Origin of the sequence: Butyrivibrio sp. WCD2001 (assembly GCF_000424485.1) — a bacterium.
In the GTDB taxonomy this organism is placed as follows: Bacteria; Bacillota; Clostridia; order Lachnospirales; family Lachnospiraceae; genus Butyrivibrio.
In genome coordinates this window covers 130,458-150,067 of sequence record NZ_AUJZ01000008.1, presented here as the reverse complement: position 1 = coordinate 150,067, position 19,610 = coordinate 130,458, and the positions used below count along the sequence as shown (strand labels likewise).

Annotated in this window: 12 protein-coding genes; 1 reads left to right on the top strand and 11 read right to left on the bottom strand. The window is 43.2% G+C overall.

Translation table 11 applies throughout. The annotated features are described in order from the left end of the window. Positions 1-14 precede the first annotated feature (14 nt). Positions 15-1,496: an MBOAT family O-acyltransferase gene (locus G630_RS0109475; protein WP_026498442.1), complete on the top strand. Its 1,482-nt coding sequence runs from the start codon at positions 15-17 to the stop codon at positions 1,494-1,496. Here G630_RS0109475 and G630_RS0109470 read toward each other — a convergent pair. The 11 genes from G630_RS0109470 to proS form a co-directional block, all read right to left on the bottom strand. Further along, positions 1,477-4,683, bottom strand: coding sequence for a glycosyltransferase family 39 protein (locus G630_RS0109470; RefSeq protein WP_026498441.1), 3,207 nt, complete (start codon positions 4,681-4,683; stop codon positions 1,477-1,479). The genes G630_RS0109475 and G630_RS0109470 overlap by 20 nt on opposite strands. Continuing rightward, positions 4,673-7,402: a YfhO family protein gene (locus G630_RS0109465; protein ID WP_026498440.1), complete on the bottom strand. Its 2,730-nt coding sequence runs from the start codon at positions 7,400-7,402 to the stop codon at positions 4,673-4,675. Before G630_RS0109465 ends, G630_RS0109470 begins: the two co-directional genes overlap by 11 nt. A gap of 32 nt (positions 7,403-7,434) precedes the next feature. Then, positions 7,435-9,540: a glycoside hydrolase family 13 protein gene (locus G630_RS21360; RefSeq protein ID WP_049946160.1), complete on the bottom strand. Its 2,106-nt coding sequence runs from the start codon at positions 9,538-9,540 to the stop codon at positions 7,435-7,437. Between the two features lie 212 nt (positions 9,541-9,752). Next, a complete protein-coding gene (gene ftsH / locus G630_RS0109455; RefSeq protein ID WP_022761746.1) occupies positions 9,753-11,627 on the bottom strand; it encodes an ATP-dependent zinc metalloprotease FtsH in 1,875 nt (624 codons plus the stop codon). A 12-nt stretch (positions 11,628-11,639) separates the two neighbouring features. Continuing rightward, positions 11,640-12,164, bottom strand: coding sequence for a hypoxanthine phosphoribosyltransferase (gene hpt / locus G630_RS0109450; protein WP_022761747.1), 525 nt, complete (start codon positions 12,162-12,164; stop codon positions 11,640-11,642). A 42-nt stretch (positions 12,165-12,206) separates the two neighbouring features. Further along, a complete protein-coding gene (gene tilS, locus G630_RS0109445; RefSeq protein WP_026498439.1) occupies positions 12,207-13,637 on the bottom strand; it encodes a tRNA lysidine(34) synthetase TilS in 1,431 nt (476 codons plus the stop codon). Positions 13,638-13,693: 56 nt separating this feature from the next. Then, complete coding sequence (locus tag G630_RS0109440; RefSeq protein WP_022761749.1) at positions 13,694-14,011, bottom strand: FtsB family cell division protein; 318 nt, start codon at positions 14,009-14,011, stop codon at positions 13,694-13,696. 104 nt (positions 14,012-14,115) lie between these two features. Then, the gene (locus G630_RS0109435) at positions 14,116-14,355 is read right to left on the bottom strand and encodes an RNA-binding S4 domain-containing protein (protein ID WP_022761750.1); all 240 of its coding nucleotides are present in this window, start codon (positions 14,353-14,355) and stop codon (positions 14,116-14,118) included. Next, on the bottom strand, positions 14,352-16,094 hold the full coding sequence (locus G630_RS0109430; RefSeq protein WP_026498438.1) for a PEGA domain-containing protein: 1,743 nt from the start codon (positions 16,092-16,094) through the stop codon (positions 14,352-14,354). The genes G630_RS0109435 and G630_RS0109430 overlap by 4 nt, the downstream gene beginning before the upstream one ends. Positions 16,095-16,141: 47 nt before the next feature. After that, positions 16,142-17,488, bottom strand: a complete 1,347-nt coding sequence (locus G630_RS21355) for a CCA tRNA nucleotidyltransferase (protein ID WP_044959068.1) — start codon at positions 17,486-17,488, stop codon at positions 16,142-16,144. A 65-nt stretch (positions 17,489-17,553) separates the two neighbouring features. Further along, a complete protein-coding gene (proS, locus tag G630_RS0109420) occupies positions 17,554-18,990 on the bottom strand; it encodes a proline--tRNA ligase (RefSeq protein WP_022761753.1) in 1,437 nt (478 codons plus the stop codon). Positions 18,991-19,610 lie beyond the last annotated feature (620 nt).

Below are 19,610 nucleotides of genomic sequence, written 5' to 3'. Positions count from 1 at the left end.
ATCCGGAGGATGACATGCAATTTGTTTCACTTAAATTTCTACTGTTTTTACTAATAACCATATCCGTTTATTTTGTTCTTCCAAAAAAGATAAGATATATCTGGCTTCTTGCAGCGAGCTGGGGATTTTACTATAAGCTAAGCGGTAAGCTCCTTTTACTGCTTATCGCTGTTTCGGTTATAACCTATGTGGCTGGAATTCTTATGGGAAGATCCGATACTTCCGGAGAAAACAGAAAAGGCAAAAAACCTGTACTCGTTACAGGAATTGTTCTCCTGCTCCTTGTTCTCGGATACTTTAAATATACGGGATTTCTTCTTGAAACAGTCAAATCGCTCCAGGATGCCCTCGGGATTGAGCCGCTCGGAATCGTCGCAGAGATCGCGCTTCCTGTCGGTATATCCTTCTATATTTTCCAGGCGATTGGCTATCTCGTAGACACCTATAGAGGAAAAATACCCGCTCAAAAGAACTTCCTTCGTCTTGCTCTTTTCATCTCATTTTTTCCTGAAGTTATGTCGGGACCTATTGAGAGAGCCGGCAATATGATTCCTCAGTTTGAAAATCCGAAGGACTTTTCCTATGAAAATATGAGGGATGGACTTCTTCTCATGCTGTGGGGATATTTTCAAAAAATCATTATTGCTGACAGACTTGCTCCCCTTGTGGATCACATCTACTCATCTTACAGCAACTACACGGGAACGCTTCTCTTCCTTGCTACAATTTTCTATACACTGGAAATATACTGTGACTTTGCCGGCTACTCCAATATAGCAATTGGAAGCGCAAAAATACTCGGCATAGATATCATGAAAAACTTTGAGCAGCCCTATCTGTCACGCTCAATTGCAGAGTTCTGGAGAAGATGGCATATATCTCTTTCTTCCTGGTTAAGAGACTATATCTATATACCTCTTGGCGGAAACCGAAAGGGCTATGTCAGAAAACTGATAAACATCTGTATTGTATTTGCTTTAAGCGGACTTTGGCACGGTGCTGCCTGGACCTTTGTTTTCTGGGGACTGCTCCACGGCTTGTATCAGGTAATTGGTATCATTACAAAGCCCCTTAAAGAAAATCTGACAGCAAAATTAAATATTGACCCGCAGGGGCTTGCGCTCCGGCTGGTCAATATAGTGGTTACCTTTATTCTTGTAAACATCGGCTGGATCTTCTTCAGAGCGCCTTCCTTCAAGGTTGCACGTTACGTTCTTACAAACATGTGGAAGTTTAAGCCCTGGGTATTATTTGACGGAACACTTTTCAATCTCGGACTTCCCGAAGCTGACATAAGGCTTCTCGGTGTTTCGATCATCGTCCTGGCTATAGTTGATGTATTAAACTACAAAGGCATTGTGGTTCGAAAAGCCCTGACAAATCAAGCGCTTTGGATCAGATGGATAGTTTACTTTGCCGCAGTTCTGTTTATTGTTACCTGTGGTGTCTGGGGACCCGGCTATGATGCAGCATCATTTATTTATTCTTCTTTCTAAAGCATGCTGCAATAATAACCAAAACAAATGCGAGTGTTACAAGCTCAGCTATTCTCCAATATAAAGGTTCCCTGAAGCGAATCTTTATAACTGAGTCACATCCCGCGGGAAGAGTAATTCTAAGCTTATTATTATCACCTGCAGACAGCTTATAGCTTTGCACACCATCTGTAGCGTAGTAGTGAGGATATGCAAGAAGCGGAAGGTCTGCATAGCCCTCTTCCCCGGAGCTGTTGATCAAATGAAGTTCATACACACCTTTTTCTCTGCTTTCTCCGTCGTAGGTTATTTCCTCCGATGAAGGAAGCACAGATGCATACTGAAGTCTCTCAAGATCTGTACCTGTCAGCATGTACTGTCTGTCATCATCGAATGAAGTCCATTCATCAATACTCTCAATAGACACAATATTTGTCTGCTTTTCAAGAAATGTATTTATATATCCTCCGCTCTGCCAGATGGTGAGCGCAAGAAGCACCGCACTCATAACATAAGCCGGTCTGTGCCTTCTTATAATCGCATATAGAGTACAAATCAGCATTGTTGCCGCGGTAAGGTATCTTGCAGGATACTGAATACTTCCAAGTAGCTTAAACAAAAGCTGCGCCTTGCTAAGTAAAAGATCATATGGGAAGTAACAGGTACTAAGTACAATTGCAAATACTGAAAGCGCTATCAGCGTTATTGCTACCCTCTTATTCTCTATCTCTTTTCTGTCCTTAATAAGAACAATCACCGCTATCACACAAATAAGAAGAAGTGCCAGCCCGGGTGACTGGGGAAGCTCATCCACTGGCTCTGTTCCAAGCTCCAATATTGGGGCAAGAACATTGTAAAATGCTCCGCCGAGCTGCCTCCAAGTTATGCCAAAGGTCTGGATCGGAGTCTTTTCAGCTGAGTTAATTAGCATTGGTGCATTCTTGTAATAATCCATAAGGGGTACAAGCTGCCACAAATTGAAGACAAGCGTCCCCACCGCTGCACCTATAAGACTCTTCCATCTTCCCTCTGAAAGCATAGTCTTTATATCAGCTATCACAAATATGACAATAAACAGCATCGCCATCACAACGCTGAGAAGATGCGTCATAAAAAGGCCTGTCATACCAAGGCCAAGGAGAAATGCTCCGCGCCCGCTCTTTTCATTCCTGTGGATTCTGGCAAGGCCAAGGACTATGAGCGGCAAAAATGCAAAGGCACTGTATTCTCCGACAGCTTCTCTCGAAAGGAGATCCGTCAGTCTCCAGAATGAGAGCACATACAGAAGCATGGTAATGACAGCTGTAATTCTGTCGCCTGAAATATACTTAAAGCAAAGATATGCTGTAAGTGCCGTGAGAATCTGTATCAGCGCGAAGTACCACATATATGCCATCCACAGCGGCATTCCCATAAGATGAAGAACAGCCGGGATATATAAAAGGGCATCTCCGTACATAACGCCTACCGGATAGCCATAGTTATTAAACCAGTAGTGCTGCATCTTTACCGGGAATTCCTCGCATTTTAGACCCTCTGCAATTCCCGCAATTCTTCTTAAGTGGAACGGAAGATCATGTCCGAAAGGTACTCCTGCCTTATCGGATTCCTCTTCAGAATTCGCAATGTCTACAGGCTCTCCACACCAAACGATAGATGAGCCTTCAAATTCAAGAGTCTGGTTGCAGCCAATGCTATACAGAGTATCTACCGCCTCAGGATTTCCCTCAAATACAAGATAGACATAATCCGGGCTGAGGTCCTCTGGCATATTAAATAAATATCTTCCGTAGAAAGAAGTATCCCCCATGTTAAAGTCATAGGGTGACAGCTTTGTTCCGAGCAAATAGTAAATATATGGCGGAATATATGGCTGGTTGTTATGAATTACAACAACCTGCTTTTCAGCAAAATATTCCTCTTCGGAAAGAACCTTTATAGGTTCATCCAGAGGCTTTTGGAAAAGATAGAGATTATCGGAATAACTTCCCAGATATTTAGTAAAGAATGCTCCTCCAATGCCTATAAACACTGCCCCGAGAACAACGCCAGCTGCCAGATATAGCTTCTTGTTTTTGGAAAAAAGACCAAGCAGGGCATCCATTCCAAAGGCCGCAAAAAAGGCAAGCGTAAAGAATATTCCGTTCATCTTATTTACGTTTGGCCCGTCTCCTCCGAGCATTGAGCCTATAAGGAGCTCCGCCAGAAACCAGATGAGAGGCAAAAGCGCAAAATTCAGCTCTTTTTCCTTAACTGATTTTCCTATGGAGATGAATGAACATATAAGTCCTGCCACAATGAAGGGAATTGTAATATAGTACATCGTTCCAAAGGTAGGAATACTGTTGTAATCAAGGCTGTCATAGAGAAATATGCTCTTTAAAGCATTTATAAAGCCCGAAAGTGTCGGCGCCATTATCTCTCCGCCGCGGTAGAAAGTAAGTGCCGGCATTGTAATGATTCCAAACACTATGGACTCTCCTCCCGTGATATTGACATATTGCGTTATAAGGAGCGGAAGTGCCAGGATTCCAAGCGGAATAACAAAGCAAACAACTCTTAGTATGTTTAATTTCTTTGAAAAAAGAAGTATCAGGAAAAATACCATCAAAAAGATAGGCATAATGGCATAGCAGATTGCATAGGTATAAAGAGATACTCCCGCAAAAACGCCGGCAAGAGCATAGTCACCTGCTTTTCCCGAATCCACTGCTTTCATAAGTCCATATAAAAACAGCGTAGTCATTCCGAGCATGAGATTACAGTCAAGACCAAACCTGGCACTCATAACAAATGCAGGGCATACCGTATACAGGACGGGATAGATGTAAGAAGCCGCTGAATCCTCACCGCAGACCCTTCTGACTATCGCTTCTCCGGCAAAGAGTGTTATAAGTGAAAAGAGCACACCCGGCAGTCTTATCGCGATCATATTAAGTCCCATAAACTTAATAAATATCGCTGCCACATATGCGTAGAGTGCACTCTGTCCGCCGCCGTAATTTATGAGATATACAGGAAATGACAAAAGATTTCTGTCTACGCCGTAGTTAGCAAGGCAAAATGCATCGTATGCCATTCCTGCTTCATCCACGTGAAGCCCTGCTGGCGCAGTCTGAAGGAAAATAAGCCTCGAGCACACTGCAATTATATAAACTATAATAAAATACCAATTTCGTTTATTTATGCTTTTTGTATCAGACAGCATTCTTTTTCTCCGTAACTAAAAGTATTATGAGTGCTATGATTCCAGCTATCGCCATCAATATTCCCATGGTCAACCCAGGTGTGCGATATCTAAGCTCAATGCTGTGGGTTCCCGCACTAATTGGAGTCCCAAGGAACATGATATTGGCTTTTTCCGGAGTTCTTTTTTCTCCGTCTACATATATTCTCCATCCCTTATCATACGGAATGTTAAGAACAAGGTAGGAATCCTGACCGGCACTTATAGTGCCGGTAATTTCATTTGTCATAAGCGACAGGGAATTTCTGTGAAGATTATTATCTGTCATTGTTTCTTCCGAAAGTCCGGCTGCATTTTCCGTAAAACCGTTCATCGGCTGACATATAACCTTCAGCGCATCAAAACTGTATTTTCCTTTTGCGGTAAACGTTATCTTTATGCGGGTTCTTGCCTCATCGCTGTAGCACATATTCACCAGATAATTGTGCCAGCCGCTGTAGAACTGGCTTAGCGGTGTCTTATAAAAAATCGTCTTGGTAACCTGCCTGTTTTCCGGTGTGTCCGTGGAAACAATTATATTTACTGCATCATACTTACTTTCACACTGAAGGTTCTCAAAATATAAATAGGTTTCGCAGCCAGGTACCCCTTCAAAGGTCAAAGTACATTCAGCGTTGTCTTTTTTTGCCTTAAAATATCCATCCTTTACCTTCACACCATCTGTGTCGGTTATCTCATAAGGTACCTCGACATCCGAGTAATAGGAAGAATCTTGAACATTCATTTTCGTAAGTTCACTGTCATCGTTTTTACTTTCCGATTCCCTGACAGCGCCATAAAGAAGTGCCTGCTGCCTTTTTATCGGCGAGAGCGCATCATAATCATCTCTTGAAATAACCTGATCCTGTGTATATCCAAAGGCAGGGACGTTATTTCCCGCATATATTCCGAAATTGTACCACTCGGAGAAGGGCGCATAGTCATAGGGCACATAGCTCTGCTCCTGTTCGTTGTTGTATCGAAGAGAATAATATTTAACTCCCGAAAGAGTCAGTGGAATCGCTCTGTCATCAAGCCCAAAGAACTGGAAATTTGCCATCTCGTTAATTGCCATTGACTGCAAAAAGTCTGATACGGAACCGTTTGCAAGACTCCAGTAAAACTGAGTTGAAGGAATACTGTAAGGAAGCGAAGCATTGAAGGTAAGATTTCTTCCGGTATAACTGTAATATTGCTCATAGCCCTCGGGAACTGTCTCTGTCAACGCTCTGAGCTCCGTATTCATGACAAGCTCGTCATACTCCTCGGGCGACATCTTATCCACATAACCGCTCGGAAGGTTTCCTGCCTGCGGCGCATTGGCTGCATATCCGTTTTGAACAACAGCAAGAAAAACCAGTAATAATATCGCTGCTCTTCTTACACTTGCCGGAATCTTTTTTATCAGAATTATTATCCAGAACACTCCCAGAAATACCAGCTGGGGGTAAATCAATTTGGATGTATCTCCGAATATAAGAACTGCTGCCGAATATAGGATACAAATAACCCCGAGGATAATCTGTTTAACCATGCTGAGCTTATCCCCGTTTTCCGTAAGCTCTGTCGCCAGATAGGATAGCAACAGACAATATGCAAAACTCCAACGATTTATTGTATAGGAAAAGCCGGTCATAACATACCCGGCAACTGGGAACAAAAGCATCAATGTCATAAGCACGGCAAGGATTCTCTGTCTTAAAAGCGTCCCTTTCTCATCCTCTTCTCTTTTGAAGATAAGAAAAACAAGTGCCGGAAGCGCGATGAAAGTAAAGCCTATAACCGTGTCATAGGACGGGAAATATCTGTACGCAATAAGACTTCCGATCAGTTCCTTATAGTACTCTGCCTTGTAGATAAGCGGAACACCATGAGAGCCGAGTCCGGCTCTTGGATTAGACAAAAATGCGAGAATTACAGGCAAAAGGATTGGCATGGATATTAATGTTCCGATAATGCCCATGCACATAAATCTTCCAATGAGCTGAAATTTCACAGATAATGTCTTAACCTCATCAGAGGTAAATATGTAGATTAGCCCGTAAACAAGCGTCATCAACACAAGCATGTAGAAGAAATAGAAATTACTCACAGCGGATAGAACTACCGCCAGAATAAACGGAAGCGATTTCCTTTTACTAATAAATGTTCTCACTCCATACACAAGAAGCGGAAGGCAGATCATCGGCTGAACAAACTGCGGATTCCACATTCCTATGAACATAACTATCCCGCAAAAAGAATAAGATATTGCTCCTGTGAGCTTTGAAACAAGAGTAAATCTTTCTTTTCCGGATACCAAAAGCAAAAAGGAAAGTCCCGCCAGATATGGGCGAAGCAAAATAAGAAATTGAAAATAGTAATAGACGTATTTTGAAGGCAAAAATGCCATGGGGAGATTCAATGGATCTCCCACGGCATAATATTGCATTGAGGTCAGAAAATCGGCTCCGTATCCGATTCCCAGATCATAACTTTGAATATCGAATTTGTGCTCGGAAAAAATCCTGTGTGCAACACCTCTTAGAAATCTTCCGTATTTTGAGAGTGCATTAATATGCTGCTCGAACGCATCCGTCGCATTTATCATGGACTTTTTGCTGTAATAAAACCAGCCCCATACAAGCAGTGCGGTAATTATATATAAGATAGTAAAAGAAAAAAACACTGCTTTCTTTGAATGTCCTGCTGTATTCTTCATTGTCCAAATCCTCGGATACGTATTTTGTATTATTACATGCGGAAGAAGTTGGTGGACCAGAAGGATTCCTCGTTCACCGCAGTAATTCTGCTATATTGCAGAACAACGGCCGAATCAGCGCCGTAGGCTCTGACAAGCTTGCCGTTTTTTACACTATAAGTTAAAGCGTCTGTCTTAAAGCCCTTAGGACCGCTCTCCATAACCCTGACAAGTCTCGCTTCCTCAGGTATTCCAAGCGGAGCAAGGCTTATCTCGCTTACCGTAAGATAGTCTTTTGTGTTTATTACGACTATAGTGGCACTTATACGATTGAATCTTCCATAGGCAAGGATGCCCTCACCGGCATCCAGTCTGACCAGCGATCCGGTTTTAAGCTCTACGCTTGTCTTATGAAGATGGATCATCTCCTTGTGAAACCTTATCATCTCCTGGTCTTCGGTTCCCCAGGGATACGTTCTTCTGTTATCGGGATCCGTAAAGCCGCAAACGCCAGCCTCGTCCCCATAATAAATTGTAGGTGCTCCGGGCCAGGTCATCTGGACAACAACTGCCTGCCTCATGATAGCCTTACTTACACCCTCTTCAGCGGCTTTGTGTCCTCTGGTGCCGCATCTGCCCACAACATGATTTGTTCTGGTAAGAAATCTCGAATGGTCGTGATTCGAAAGTTCATTCATGGCCACAAGAAGAGACGGATGTGAAAAGTTTTCTGCCGCCGCACCCAGCATGCAATCCCAGAATCTGTCCACATTGCCGATAAACTCGCCATGATAGCCGTCACTGTGCTTTTCCATTCCCGTCAGGAAATAGGTCAACGGCTCCATAAAGGCATCGTAGTTCATAACGCTGTCCCACTCGCCGCCTACAAGCCAGTTATGCGCGCTTCCGTAATGCTCAGCCAAAATCAGGGCGTCTGGGTTGGCTTCTTTTACAGCCTTTCTGAATCTCCTCCAGAAGCTGTGATTATAGTCCTCCGAATGTCCCAGGTCCGCTGCAACATCCAGTCTCCAACCGTCAGCAAAATACGGAGCGGAAACCCATTTCTTTCCGATTTCGATTATGTAGTCCTCAAGCTTTTTACTACCCTCATAGTTGAGCTTTGGCAGAGTATCATATCCCCACCATCCCTCATAATTATTGTTATAGGGCCAGTTACCGCCTGAAAAACCGAAGTAATCATGATAAGGGCTGTCCTTCGAAACATAAGCTCCCTTTTCATATCCCTTGGCATTTTCATATATACACTCTTTGTCCATCCACTTGTTAAAGGATCCGCAGTGGTTGAACACACCATCGAGAATTACTCTGATTCCGCGCTTATGAGCTTCCGAAACCACTTTTGCAAAAAGCTCATCCGATGCCTCCAGATTTTTCTTGTTTGTAACTCTGTCTATATACCTTGTAGCATCCTTGTTCGAATAACTATTGGTTAAAAGGTTTCCTTTATCCGATACAATTTTTCCAAAATGAGGATCGATATGGTCATAGTCCTGAGTATCATATTTATGCGATGAAGGAGATACGAAAAGAGGATTAAAATAAATAACCTCTATTCCAAGATCCTTAAGATAATCAAGCTTATCCAGGACTCCCTGAAGGTCTCCGCCATAGAATTCTCTTATATCAGCGTCAGGATCCGGATATTGATTCCAGTTTGTAACCTGAATGCTTTTTCCGCCAACATAATTGTACTCATCTGTAAGAACATCATTATCCGGATCTCCGTTTCTGAACCTGTCAACAAATATCTGATACATGACAGCTCCCTTCGCCCAATCCGGCGTATAGAAATTCGGAATCATTCTGAATTTGAATTTATCGGGAACAGATTCCCCTGCTCCCCTCTGATCATAGTAAAGAGTCTCCCCCTCTGACTCAATCCTGAAATAATACTGAACTATACCACTGGTTTTAGGTACTATGCCCTTGGCAAGATAATAATCAAAGCCGTCCTCCGAATGGTGTATCTTCATCTCAACCTCATCGGATGCTACTTCGCTGTCATAGATAAGCGTTATCCTGCCGGCATCGCCCTGTCCGCACCGAAAATATACAAAAACCTGCTTTCCGGGTTTTGGCTGTGGCGGCTGGTAGTAATCCAGCGTCAAATCATGGAACAATCTGTCCCGCCTAATCATAAATAATCTCCTAAAAAATAGATATAAAAAAAGACAGCTTAGGGTTGCTGTCTTTTTTAGAGAAGGTATTTCTTTCTTATGGGTATAGCAAAAAACTTTAATGTATTGGGGGTTACAAGAGTATATTAGCACCACCTCGATAATGGGTAAATACTCACGTTTCACAAAATTACTAAAACCCCGTATGCATTTTTGTCTATTTTGCACAAGCATCAAATTTTATCTGCCAGTGCAGCTATGTCTTCTCCCAGTGAAACAGCCTGATGGAGCGTGAAAAGAGCTTCAAACTCTGCACGTCCTATTTTTTCTTTTTGAATTAAAAGCTCAGCGCTGGAGTGAAGAATATCCTCATAGGATCTGAGAATCTCTTTTGCCTTTGCATAGCACAAATCGATGATATCCTTGACCTGCTTATCAATCTCGCCAGCCATAAGCTCAGAATTGCGCTTGTTGTGCTGGATATCATAACCGATAAACACGTCTTCTTCCTGCTCGTTATAATTGATGATACCGATCCTCTTGGACATGCCATAAACAGTAACCATCTTTCTTGCTTCGCTGGTAGCTTTCTGAATATCGCTTGATGCTCCGGTTGTAATATCTCCAAAGATGATCTCTTCGGCAATTCTTCCGCCGAGGACAACCATTATCTCCTGAAGCATTTTGCCTTTCGTAAGGAACATCTCATCCTTTTCGGGAAGCGGCATCGTGTAGCCTGCTGCTCCCATACCTGTGGGAATAACAGATACCGTATATACCGGTCCTACATCAGGAAGAACATGGTAAAGTATCGCATGTCCGGCCTCATGATAAGCAGTTATCTTCTTTTCCTTATCGGAAATGATATGACTGTGTTTCTCTGTTCCTATCCCAACCTGTACAAAAGCTTTCTGGATGTCTGACTGCGTGATGAAGCCTCTGTCATCCATCGCAGCATTGATTGCAGATTCATTTAAAAGGTTCTCAAGATCCGCCCCGGTAAATCCTGCTGTAGTCTGTGCAATGCTCTGAAGATCAACGGTCTCTGCAAGAGGCTTATTTCTTGCATGAACCTTAAGTATCTCCTCACGTCCTCTGACATCCGGACGGGCAACCGTGATCTTTCTGTCAAAACGTCCGGGACGAAGTATCGCGGGATCAAGAATATCTACACGGTTTGTTGCCGCCATGACAATTATTCCTTCGTTTACACCAAATCCGTCCATCTCTACAAGAAGCTGGTTCAGTGTCTGTTCACGCTCGTCATGTCCGCCGCCCATACCGGTTCCACGGCGTCTTGCAACCGCATCAATCTCATCGATAAATATAATACAAGGCGAATTCTTCTTTGCATCCGCAAAGAGGTCTCTTACACGGGAAGCTCCGACACCTACGAACATCTCTACGAAATCGGAACCCGAAATGCTAAAGAACGGAACACCGGCTTCACCAGCGACAGCTCTTGCAAGCAGGGTTTTACCGGTTCCGGGAGCACCTTCCAAAAGTACACCCTTTGGTATTCTGGCTCCAACTCTTGTAAACTTTCCTGCATCCTTAAGGAATTCGATTATCTCGGCAAGCTGCTCTTTTTCCTCAACAAGTCCTGCAACGTCCGTGAGCTTTATCTTGTTATCATCGCCTGTGGACAGCCTTGCTCTACTCTTGCCAAAGTTCATCATCCTGCTGTTGCCGGATGACTGTCCCTGCGCATTATTCATCATCACAAACAAAAAGGTGATGACGAACAATCCTACCAGAATCGGTATAATGCTGCTTATCAGAAGATTCTCACCGGGAACATCCCTTACTACAGGGTCTATTCCGTTCTCAACAAGAATTGCTTCGATCTCGGAAATATCCGTAGCATATAATACCTTTTCGTTTTTATTGGTAAGAACAATCTTTACAACTCCGGTCGGTGTCTCCTCATTCGGAACGATTTCTGCGGAATATATTTTGTTTTCCTGGAGATCCTTGACCAGCTGGCCTCTGGTGTAGGCTGTATCCGATGACTGAATTCTGCCCTTGCCGTACTCAAGAAAAGCAAGAGCCAAAAGCAGAACTATAATCAGTCCAAAGTAAAAACTAAAGCCCCTATTTTTATTCACTGTTTATCCCCTTTAATCGAACTCTACAACCCCAATGTAAGGAAGGTTGCGATATCTCTGATCATAATCGAGACCATAACCCACAACAAACTCGTCCGGAATCTCAAAGCCTGTATAATCAACATTAACATCCATTACACGTCTCTCGGGCTTATCAAGAAGAGTGCAAAGCTTGATGCTTGAAGGACCTCTGTCAGCAAGCATCTTAAGAAGATAGCTGAGCGTTCTTCCGGAGTCCACAATATCCTCTACTACAAGAACATCTTTTCCTGCAATGGGCTCATCAAGATCCTTTACAATCTTAACAACGCCGCTAGATTTTGTAGAAGATCCATAGCTTGAAGCTGACATAAAGTCCATAGTTACGGGAACCGTGATTCTCTTTGCAAGCTCACACATAAAGAAAGTACCGCCCTTAAGTACGCAAATAAGATGTACTGTCTTACCGGCATAGTCTTTGCTTATCTGCTCACCGATCTCCTGAATTCTTTTGTCAACTTCCTCCTCAGACAGTAAAACTCTAACTGATTCTGCCATATTTACCTCTTTTCCGGGAGTGCTCCTGCGCTCCTTGTTCCTTTATCTTTTTGTTACTGCAACTTCCAAAACTCTGTTTGAATCATCACTCAGTCTGTAGGCATCTCCCATACGATGCTCGGGAACCCATAGAACATTGTCCCCCTCTGCAAGTATGTAAAGCGCATCTCTCTTATCAACCGGGATTTTTTCATCTATCATGAATTTCTTCAGTTTTTTATTTCCGTTACCTACCGAAATGGTATCACCCGTTTTTCTGGTGCGGAATTGCAGACTATTCTTTATTTTATCATAATTGAACCATTTCGTATATTCTCCCATAGGGATTTTAAGGTCACTTTTATAGGGAAAAATTCTTAAATTTACGACTCCGAGACGCGGAACTTCAAGTTCCACCTCCCCGCCCTCTCTCAAAGCCTTCATATCAACGCTGATATCTTCATTTTCCATACCTTGGCTCTTGTCGAAACAGAGCTTTAGTTTGTCATAAGTTCTGATTGCTTGTATGCCATACGGAAGGCTTAGTTTTGCTGACCCATCGGTGCTTAAGGGAAGCCTTGTCAATTCTCTGATATGCACCGCCTGAATATCCTTCACGTGCGGATATAAAAGTTGAATACCGTTTGTGATCAGCCTTTCCCTTATTATCTCCGGCTGTGCTGCAAGGCTGCCACAGTCAAGTACCACCTCGTCCTTACTGCTCTCTACTAGCCATCCTTCAACCAGTCTCGCCTGCTCATCAATATAATCATCTATTCTTGAAAGGTAAGCTGCTGCTTCCGCGACGTGCCTGTCAGCTTTAGCATTTATCTGCTCCTTCGCCACCGGAATGACGTTGTGCCTGATGCGATTTCTGGTGTAATCATCAGTAAAGTTGCTGCTGTCATTACAGTATTTAAAACCTTTTTGTTTTAGATATTCCTCTATTTCGCTTCTCTCTGTTTCCAAAAGAGGCCTTATCAGTACGACGCCATCGCGTTCTCCCTTTGCTCTTATTCCCGAAAGTCCTTTAATCCTGCTGCCTCTGAACAGATTATGAAGAACCGTCTCCGCCTGATCGCCCATATTGTGAGCGGTAGCTATTTTTACAGTCTTCCCGGTCTTTCTCGAAAGCTCACCTGCTATATCAAGAAAAGCTTTATATCTCTCATTTCGCCCGGCTTCTTCCTCAGACAAATCTGCCTTTTGGACTATACTCGGTATATTAATATCCCTTCTGTAAAAAGGTATCTCATATTCACTGCAAAGCTTCTCGACAAATAGCGCCTCCTCTTCGGCAGCCTCTCTGATCATATGATTGATATGAACCACCGCAAGATCAAAAGACTGTTCCTCCCGGAGCTGCCGCAAAACATGAAAAAGGCAGACAGAATCAGCCCCTCCGGATACACCGGCAAGAACAACTTCACCGTCTGCGATAAGCTTTTCTTCAACTATGTACTTTTTTATTCCTTCGCCTAATCTGTCTTCCATATATTTGATATCAGAAAAGCTCCGGAACTTCTCGCCTCCGGAGCCTTTGTTTTTATTTAGTTTCCTGAGCTCTCATCCTTGAAGATTATCTCTCCGGGATATACAAGTCCCAGCTTTTCCTTTGCAACCTTCTCAATATACTTTCTCGTTGTAGTATATGTCTCAAATTCTGCTATCTCTTCACTGCGTGCCTGCTCTGTCTCTATCTGCGTCTGAAGAGTCTCTATCTTGCTGCGGTACTGATCTCTCTTCTGCACCAGACTGAAACTCCTTACAAGAACCACAATAAGAAGCAGAGCCACTGCAACAGTAGCCATTATCATTCCATATGTATTTTGAACGTTGCCCCTTTTATATCTTGCCTTAGCTGCCATTATTACTCCCCATCCGAAAAACTTTATATCATTATCGTTATTTCGGAGATATAACCTCTCAAGTATATTTTAGTACTTGAAAAAAGCACTGTCAATGTGAGTGGTCAGATGTAACGATAAAGCGATGATACATCCTCTTTATGGATAGTCTCCTTGACATCCAGAACTTCAACTTTCACATCCTTATTACCGAAACTGATTGCAATAATATCTCCCGCCTTAACATCTGTGCTTGCCTTTGCAACCCTGTCATTTATCATAACTCTTCCTGCATCACAGGCTTCATTTGCAACAGTTCTTCTCTTTATAAGTCTTGTTACCTTCAGGTATTTATCTAATCTCACGGTTGTCCTCCACTTACCTCCTCGGGTTTGGCATCATCGCCTGTCCCCTCGGAGCCGCTGTCACTGTTTCCACTGTCTTCCTCACCGCTGTCGCCACTTCCTCCATTATCGGGCTCATCGGGTTTACTTACGGGAGTAAGCGCAGGGAATGTATAGGTTACATTAGTTTTTTCCTTATCTATCTGTATAGTATAACTCTTCGTCTCATAACCTTCCTTCTGAAGAGTTACCATGTGCTGGCCTGCAATTTTTGTAAAGCTGACCGGCATTATTCCCACATAGTTCCCATCAAAATACGCCTCAGCGCCTATAGGTGCATCGAAGGTCACTTTATAACCGCTGATGGTATTTTCATCTTCCTCATCTTCACCTGTATCGGAAGAGTCAGAGTTATCACCTGTTGATGAAGCATCCGAACTCTTTCCACCGGAGCTTCCTGATGAAGAGGATGAACTGGTATCCGCCTCCGGGGCCTTTGTTGCAGCTGCATCGGGATCAACACCTGCCGTCTTGCTGCTTGATGCGTCGGAAGATGCTTTGCTTTTCGAATTATTCTTAGTAGTCTTGGATGATGCTGTATTTGCCGCATTTCCACTACTTACGGTACTACTGCTGTTATCGCTGCTGGTCCACATGCCGGTAGTATCTATTGTATTAGCCGCATCAGAAGCCTCTGCATCGCCGTCAGTTACCTCACCTTCCTCGGATGAATTCGTACCATCCTTGGGAGTAAGATCGATAAATAAAGTAGCATCCCTTTCAGCTACTTTCAGGATATGATCCTGAGGCTCATATCCTTCAGCCATTACATGCAGCTTATGCTTTCCATAGGTATAGCTGTGCGGAACCTCTTTAAGTACCTCTTGCCCATCTACAAATACTCTGGCATCGCTGGGTGTAACAATGAAGGTGACATTACCTTCCTTAATCTTCTCAACCTCTGCTACGCTTGTATCAATTACAGTCTCTTCATTGCGGTTTACAACAATTTCCGATGAAAACTTCGCTCCGTTACCGCTTATGCTGACATTATAATTTCCCTCAGGCGCACTTATAAGCATCCTTGGAGTAATCTTGCGAATTACCTCTTTATCAAGTTCAATCCATGCACCTACAAGGCTCCTGTCGTCCACAGTATCAGACGACAGACTAACATACCCGTGTCCCCTGGTCACCACAATACTGTAAATCTCTTTATCAAGCCCACTTACCCTGAGCGTATCCGTAGCAAGAATATCTTCGGCATTTACTGCCTGCCCGTCGGAAATGATAAGGGTTCTGGGTGTGATATGAAAAACAGTGCCGTTTATTTTGGCTGTCTCATCACCGCGAACCAGATCAAAATCATTTACATCATTTTCGACCCAGGCTTCGGTTGATACCACGAGAGAATTAAGGTGCTTTACACCTTTCAAAAAAGTAATATCCACAACCTGTCCAACCTCAAGCATTGATGCAGACATAGGCTTACCGTGGATATCATAGATCATAGAAGTATTATCATAGCTGAGGGTATAGTTTTTACCCACATCATGATTTCTGAACTGAATTGTATGGGATAAAGTGTTGATCTGCTTAACAGATGCGGTATCCGCAGAGTCATATTTCCCCAAAAGAGAGACTCTTACCTTGCCATCATCCATCACATCCGTCTCTTCCGCATATGCGTACATCGGCTGCATGGATGCGAAGGCAAGTGCAAACAGCAATATGAAAAAATTTCTCATTTTCTTTTTCATAAGCTTCCCCCTTTTCCAAATCTCCCTTTGGAAATCACCCCGTGTTTTTAGTCCTTCCCTTTCCTAAATCCGGCTAAATTAGTTTCATCAAGCAGGTATTCCCTGCTGTTATGCGAAGGCTCCTCCAGAACATCCGCAAGCATGTTTGCAAGAATATCCCCCAGCTCCCTGCCGGGCTTTATTCCCAGTGCTATCAAATCCCTGCCGTTAACGGAAAGATCCTTAAGCGACAGACATTCTCCGTCATTTCTTATTTCGTCGTAAAGATCTGAGATCTTTTGAATCCAATCAAACTTTTCATCCTGTCTGTAGCTGCTCTGAGCTATTGTGTCCGCTCTCTTGATCTTCAAAAACATCGGAAACAGCTCTGTTCCGATTTTATTTGCAACTCTTCTGACATTTTTCTTTTCCGCAGGAAAACGCCAGTCATGGACAAGTATCAGTTTTTTTACATCATCCATTGTATCCCGGTCGAATTTCAGACGGCGAAGAACCGCATAGGCAGTTTCCGCACTTTTCTCCGCATGACCGATGAAATGATCAACACCTTCATCGTCTGTAGTGCGGCATGACGGTTTCTCAATATCATGAAAAAGCATTGTGAGTCTGAGAACCTTATTTGCTTCAATTGCCTCAACAGTTTTTATAATATGCTCTCCGACATTGTAGGCGTGATGCGGGTTATTCTGAGGTGTCTCAAAGCACTTATCAAACTCCGGCATAAACACCCCTGTAAGACCGGTCTCGTAAAGCTCTCTGATTTTACCCGGATTATCCGAAGTAAGAAGCTTAACAAGCTCCACCTGCACTCTCTCAGCACTTATTCTTGATAACGTTGGCGCAAGCTCTGTTATGGCCGCTCTTGTTTTCTCTTCTATATCGTAGTCAAGCTGCGCTGCAAACCTGACCGCTCTCATCATACGAAGAGCATCCTCTGTAAAACGCTCCTTCGGATCTCCGACGCATCTGATTGTCTTTTTTTCAATATCCAGAAGACCGTCAAATTCATCAATCAGACCATCCTCATAGCTGTAGGCCATGGCATTGATTGTAAAATCTCTGCGCTTTAAATCTTCGATAAGGCTTGCCGTAAATGTTACATCCTTGGGATGACGTCCGTCCTCGTATTCGCCGTCTATCCTGTAGGTTGTAACCTCATAGCCCTCTTTGTTTATCATGACCGTAACTGTGCCATGCTGAATTCCCGTATCTATCGTTCTTCCGAATATGCTCTTAACCTGCTCCGGTCTGGCACTGGTAGTAATATCCCAGTCTCCCGGCTGCCTGCCCAGTATACTGTCGCGCACGCATCCGCCAACCACATAAGCTTCAAAGCCTTTTTCATGAAGCTTATCCAGAATCTCTGCCGCCGGCACAGGTATATTAATTTTTATATCTTCTCTTTCCAATCTCTTTTTATTGTAATCTTTCTTTGTTAAAAAAATTTGTTCAAAATATATTAATATGCTCTGCCCCAGTAAACCATCTTGGTTGCGGGTTTACCACAGCATACACAGGTTCCTGCAAGATTCTCCTGCTCAAAAGGAATACATCTGCTGGTTACGGAATAGTCTTCCTTAATCTTATCCTCGCACGCTCTGTCGCCGCACCACATAGCCTTTACAAAGCCCTTGGTATCCTTGAAGGCTTCCTCAAACTCTTCCTTAGTAGTAGCAGCAAAGGTATGAGTATCAAGGTGGTTCTTAGCTCTATCGTACATATCCTGCTGAATCTTGGGAAGGAGCTCAGCAACCTTAGCTGCAACCTCATCAATAGGACATTCAATCTTTTCTCTTGTATCTCTTCTTACAAGTACGCACTTGCCAGCCTCAATATCCTTGGGACCAACCTCGATGCGAAGCGGAATACCACGCATCTCCTGATCGGAGAATTTATATCCGGGACTTCTGTCTGAGTCATCAAGCTTAGCTCTGAAATCCTTAAGAGCCTCAAGCATCTTTCCTGCTGTCTCAAGTACGCCTTCCTTCTTCTGCTGGATAGGAATGATCATTACCTGAACAGGTGCAATTCTCGGAGGAAGTACAAGTCCTGAGTTATCTCCGTGAACCATGATCATCGCACCGATAAGTCTTGTGGTTGCACCCCAGGAAGTCTGGAATACATGGTGAAGCTTGTTATCTTTTCCTGCATACTGTATCTCGAAAGCCTTGGCAAAGCCGTCACCGAAGTTATGGCTTGTCGCAGACTGAAGCGCTCTTCCGTCATGCATAAGAGCCTCTACAGTATAAGTAGCTTCAGCACCAGCAAACTTCTCCTTCTCAGTCTTCTGACCCTTGATAACCGGAATAGCCATATCCTCTGCAAGGAAATCAGCATATACATTCAGCATCTGCTGTGTGCGCTCCTCAGCCTCCTCAAAGGTAGCGTGTGCAGTATGGCCCTCCTGCCAGAGGAACTCTCTTGATCTGAGGAAAGGACGTGTCTCCTTTTCCCAGCGGACAACGCTGCACCACTGATTAAGTACCTGCGGAAGATCCTTATATGAATGAATCTCCCCTTTATAATAATCGCAGAAAAGAGTCTCTGAAGTGGGACGAACACAATATCTCTCTGTAAGGGGCTCGATTCCACCATGTGTCACCCATGCAACTTCCGGCGCAAAGCCCTCTACATGATCCTTCTCCTTCTGAAGAAGAGACTCGGGGATCAACATAGGAAGATAAGCATTGGTTACGCCTGTCTTCTTAAATCTCTCATCCAAATGCTTCTGAATAAGCTCCCATATTGCATAGCCTGCAGGCTTGATAACCATAAATCCCTTTATATTTGAATAGCTGATTAGTCCAGCCTTGGTAACAACGTCGGTATACCACTGAGTAAAGTCCTCATCCATAGAGGTAATTTCTGAAACCAGCTTCTTTTGATCCTGTGCCATTATCTCACTTCTCCTCACTTAATTTAATTATATCTCATTGCTTCACGAACATATTCTCATTGCTGCGTTCATGAAGTCATAGTTTGTTTCATGATAATGCGTAAGTCGGCTGTTTGTCAACGCTGGCACCTTTGTTGCGCTCGCTTTTCGTAGTGTTTGTATGTGTTAGTATGAGGGATAATATTCTTATTAGGAAAACCATTATTCGGAACTCTTTTGTTTGGGGCACCCTTGTTCGGAACTCATTTGTTCGGAGCCAGAACAACAAAGTGCTGCTTATGATGGGATTTTGTTGCATAAATAGCTCTTATTCACATCCGACACAACAATATGATGCTAATGAAAAGATTTTGTTGTATATATGGTTCTGTTTGTGCAATAAAACTGTTGAAAATAATTTGATTTGTTGTTCGCAGCAAGAGAGCATACAATAATTTTTAAAGTAATGAGTAGTTTTGTTGCAACTTAGAGCCTGTCCGTACAACAACTATATTGAAATACCGCGCATTTGTTGTTTCCTGCTATAAATGGTTATCAAAACCAGATTCACACAATGGAAACTTTTAAATTTTCTTATCCGATTAAGTTGGTATTTTAAGCCATTTCTGGGTACTTTTTGT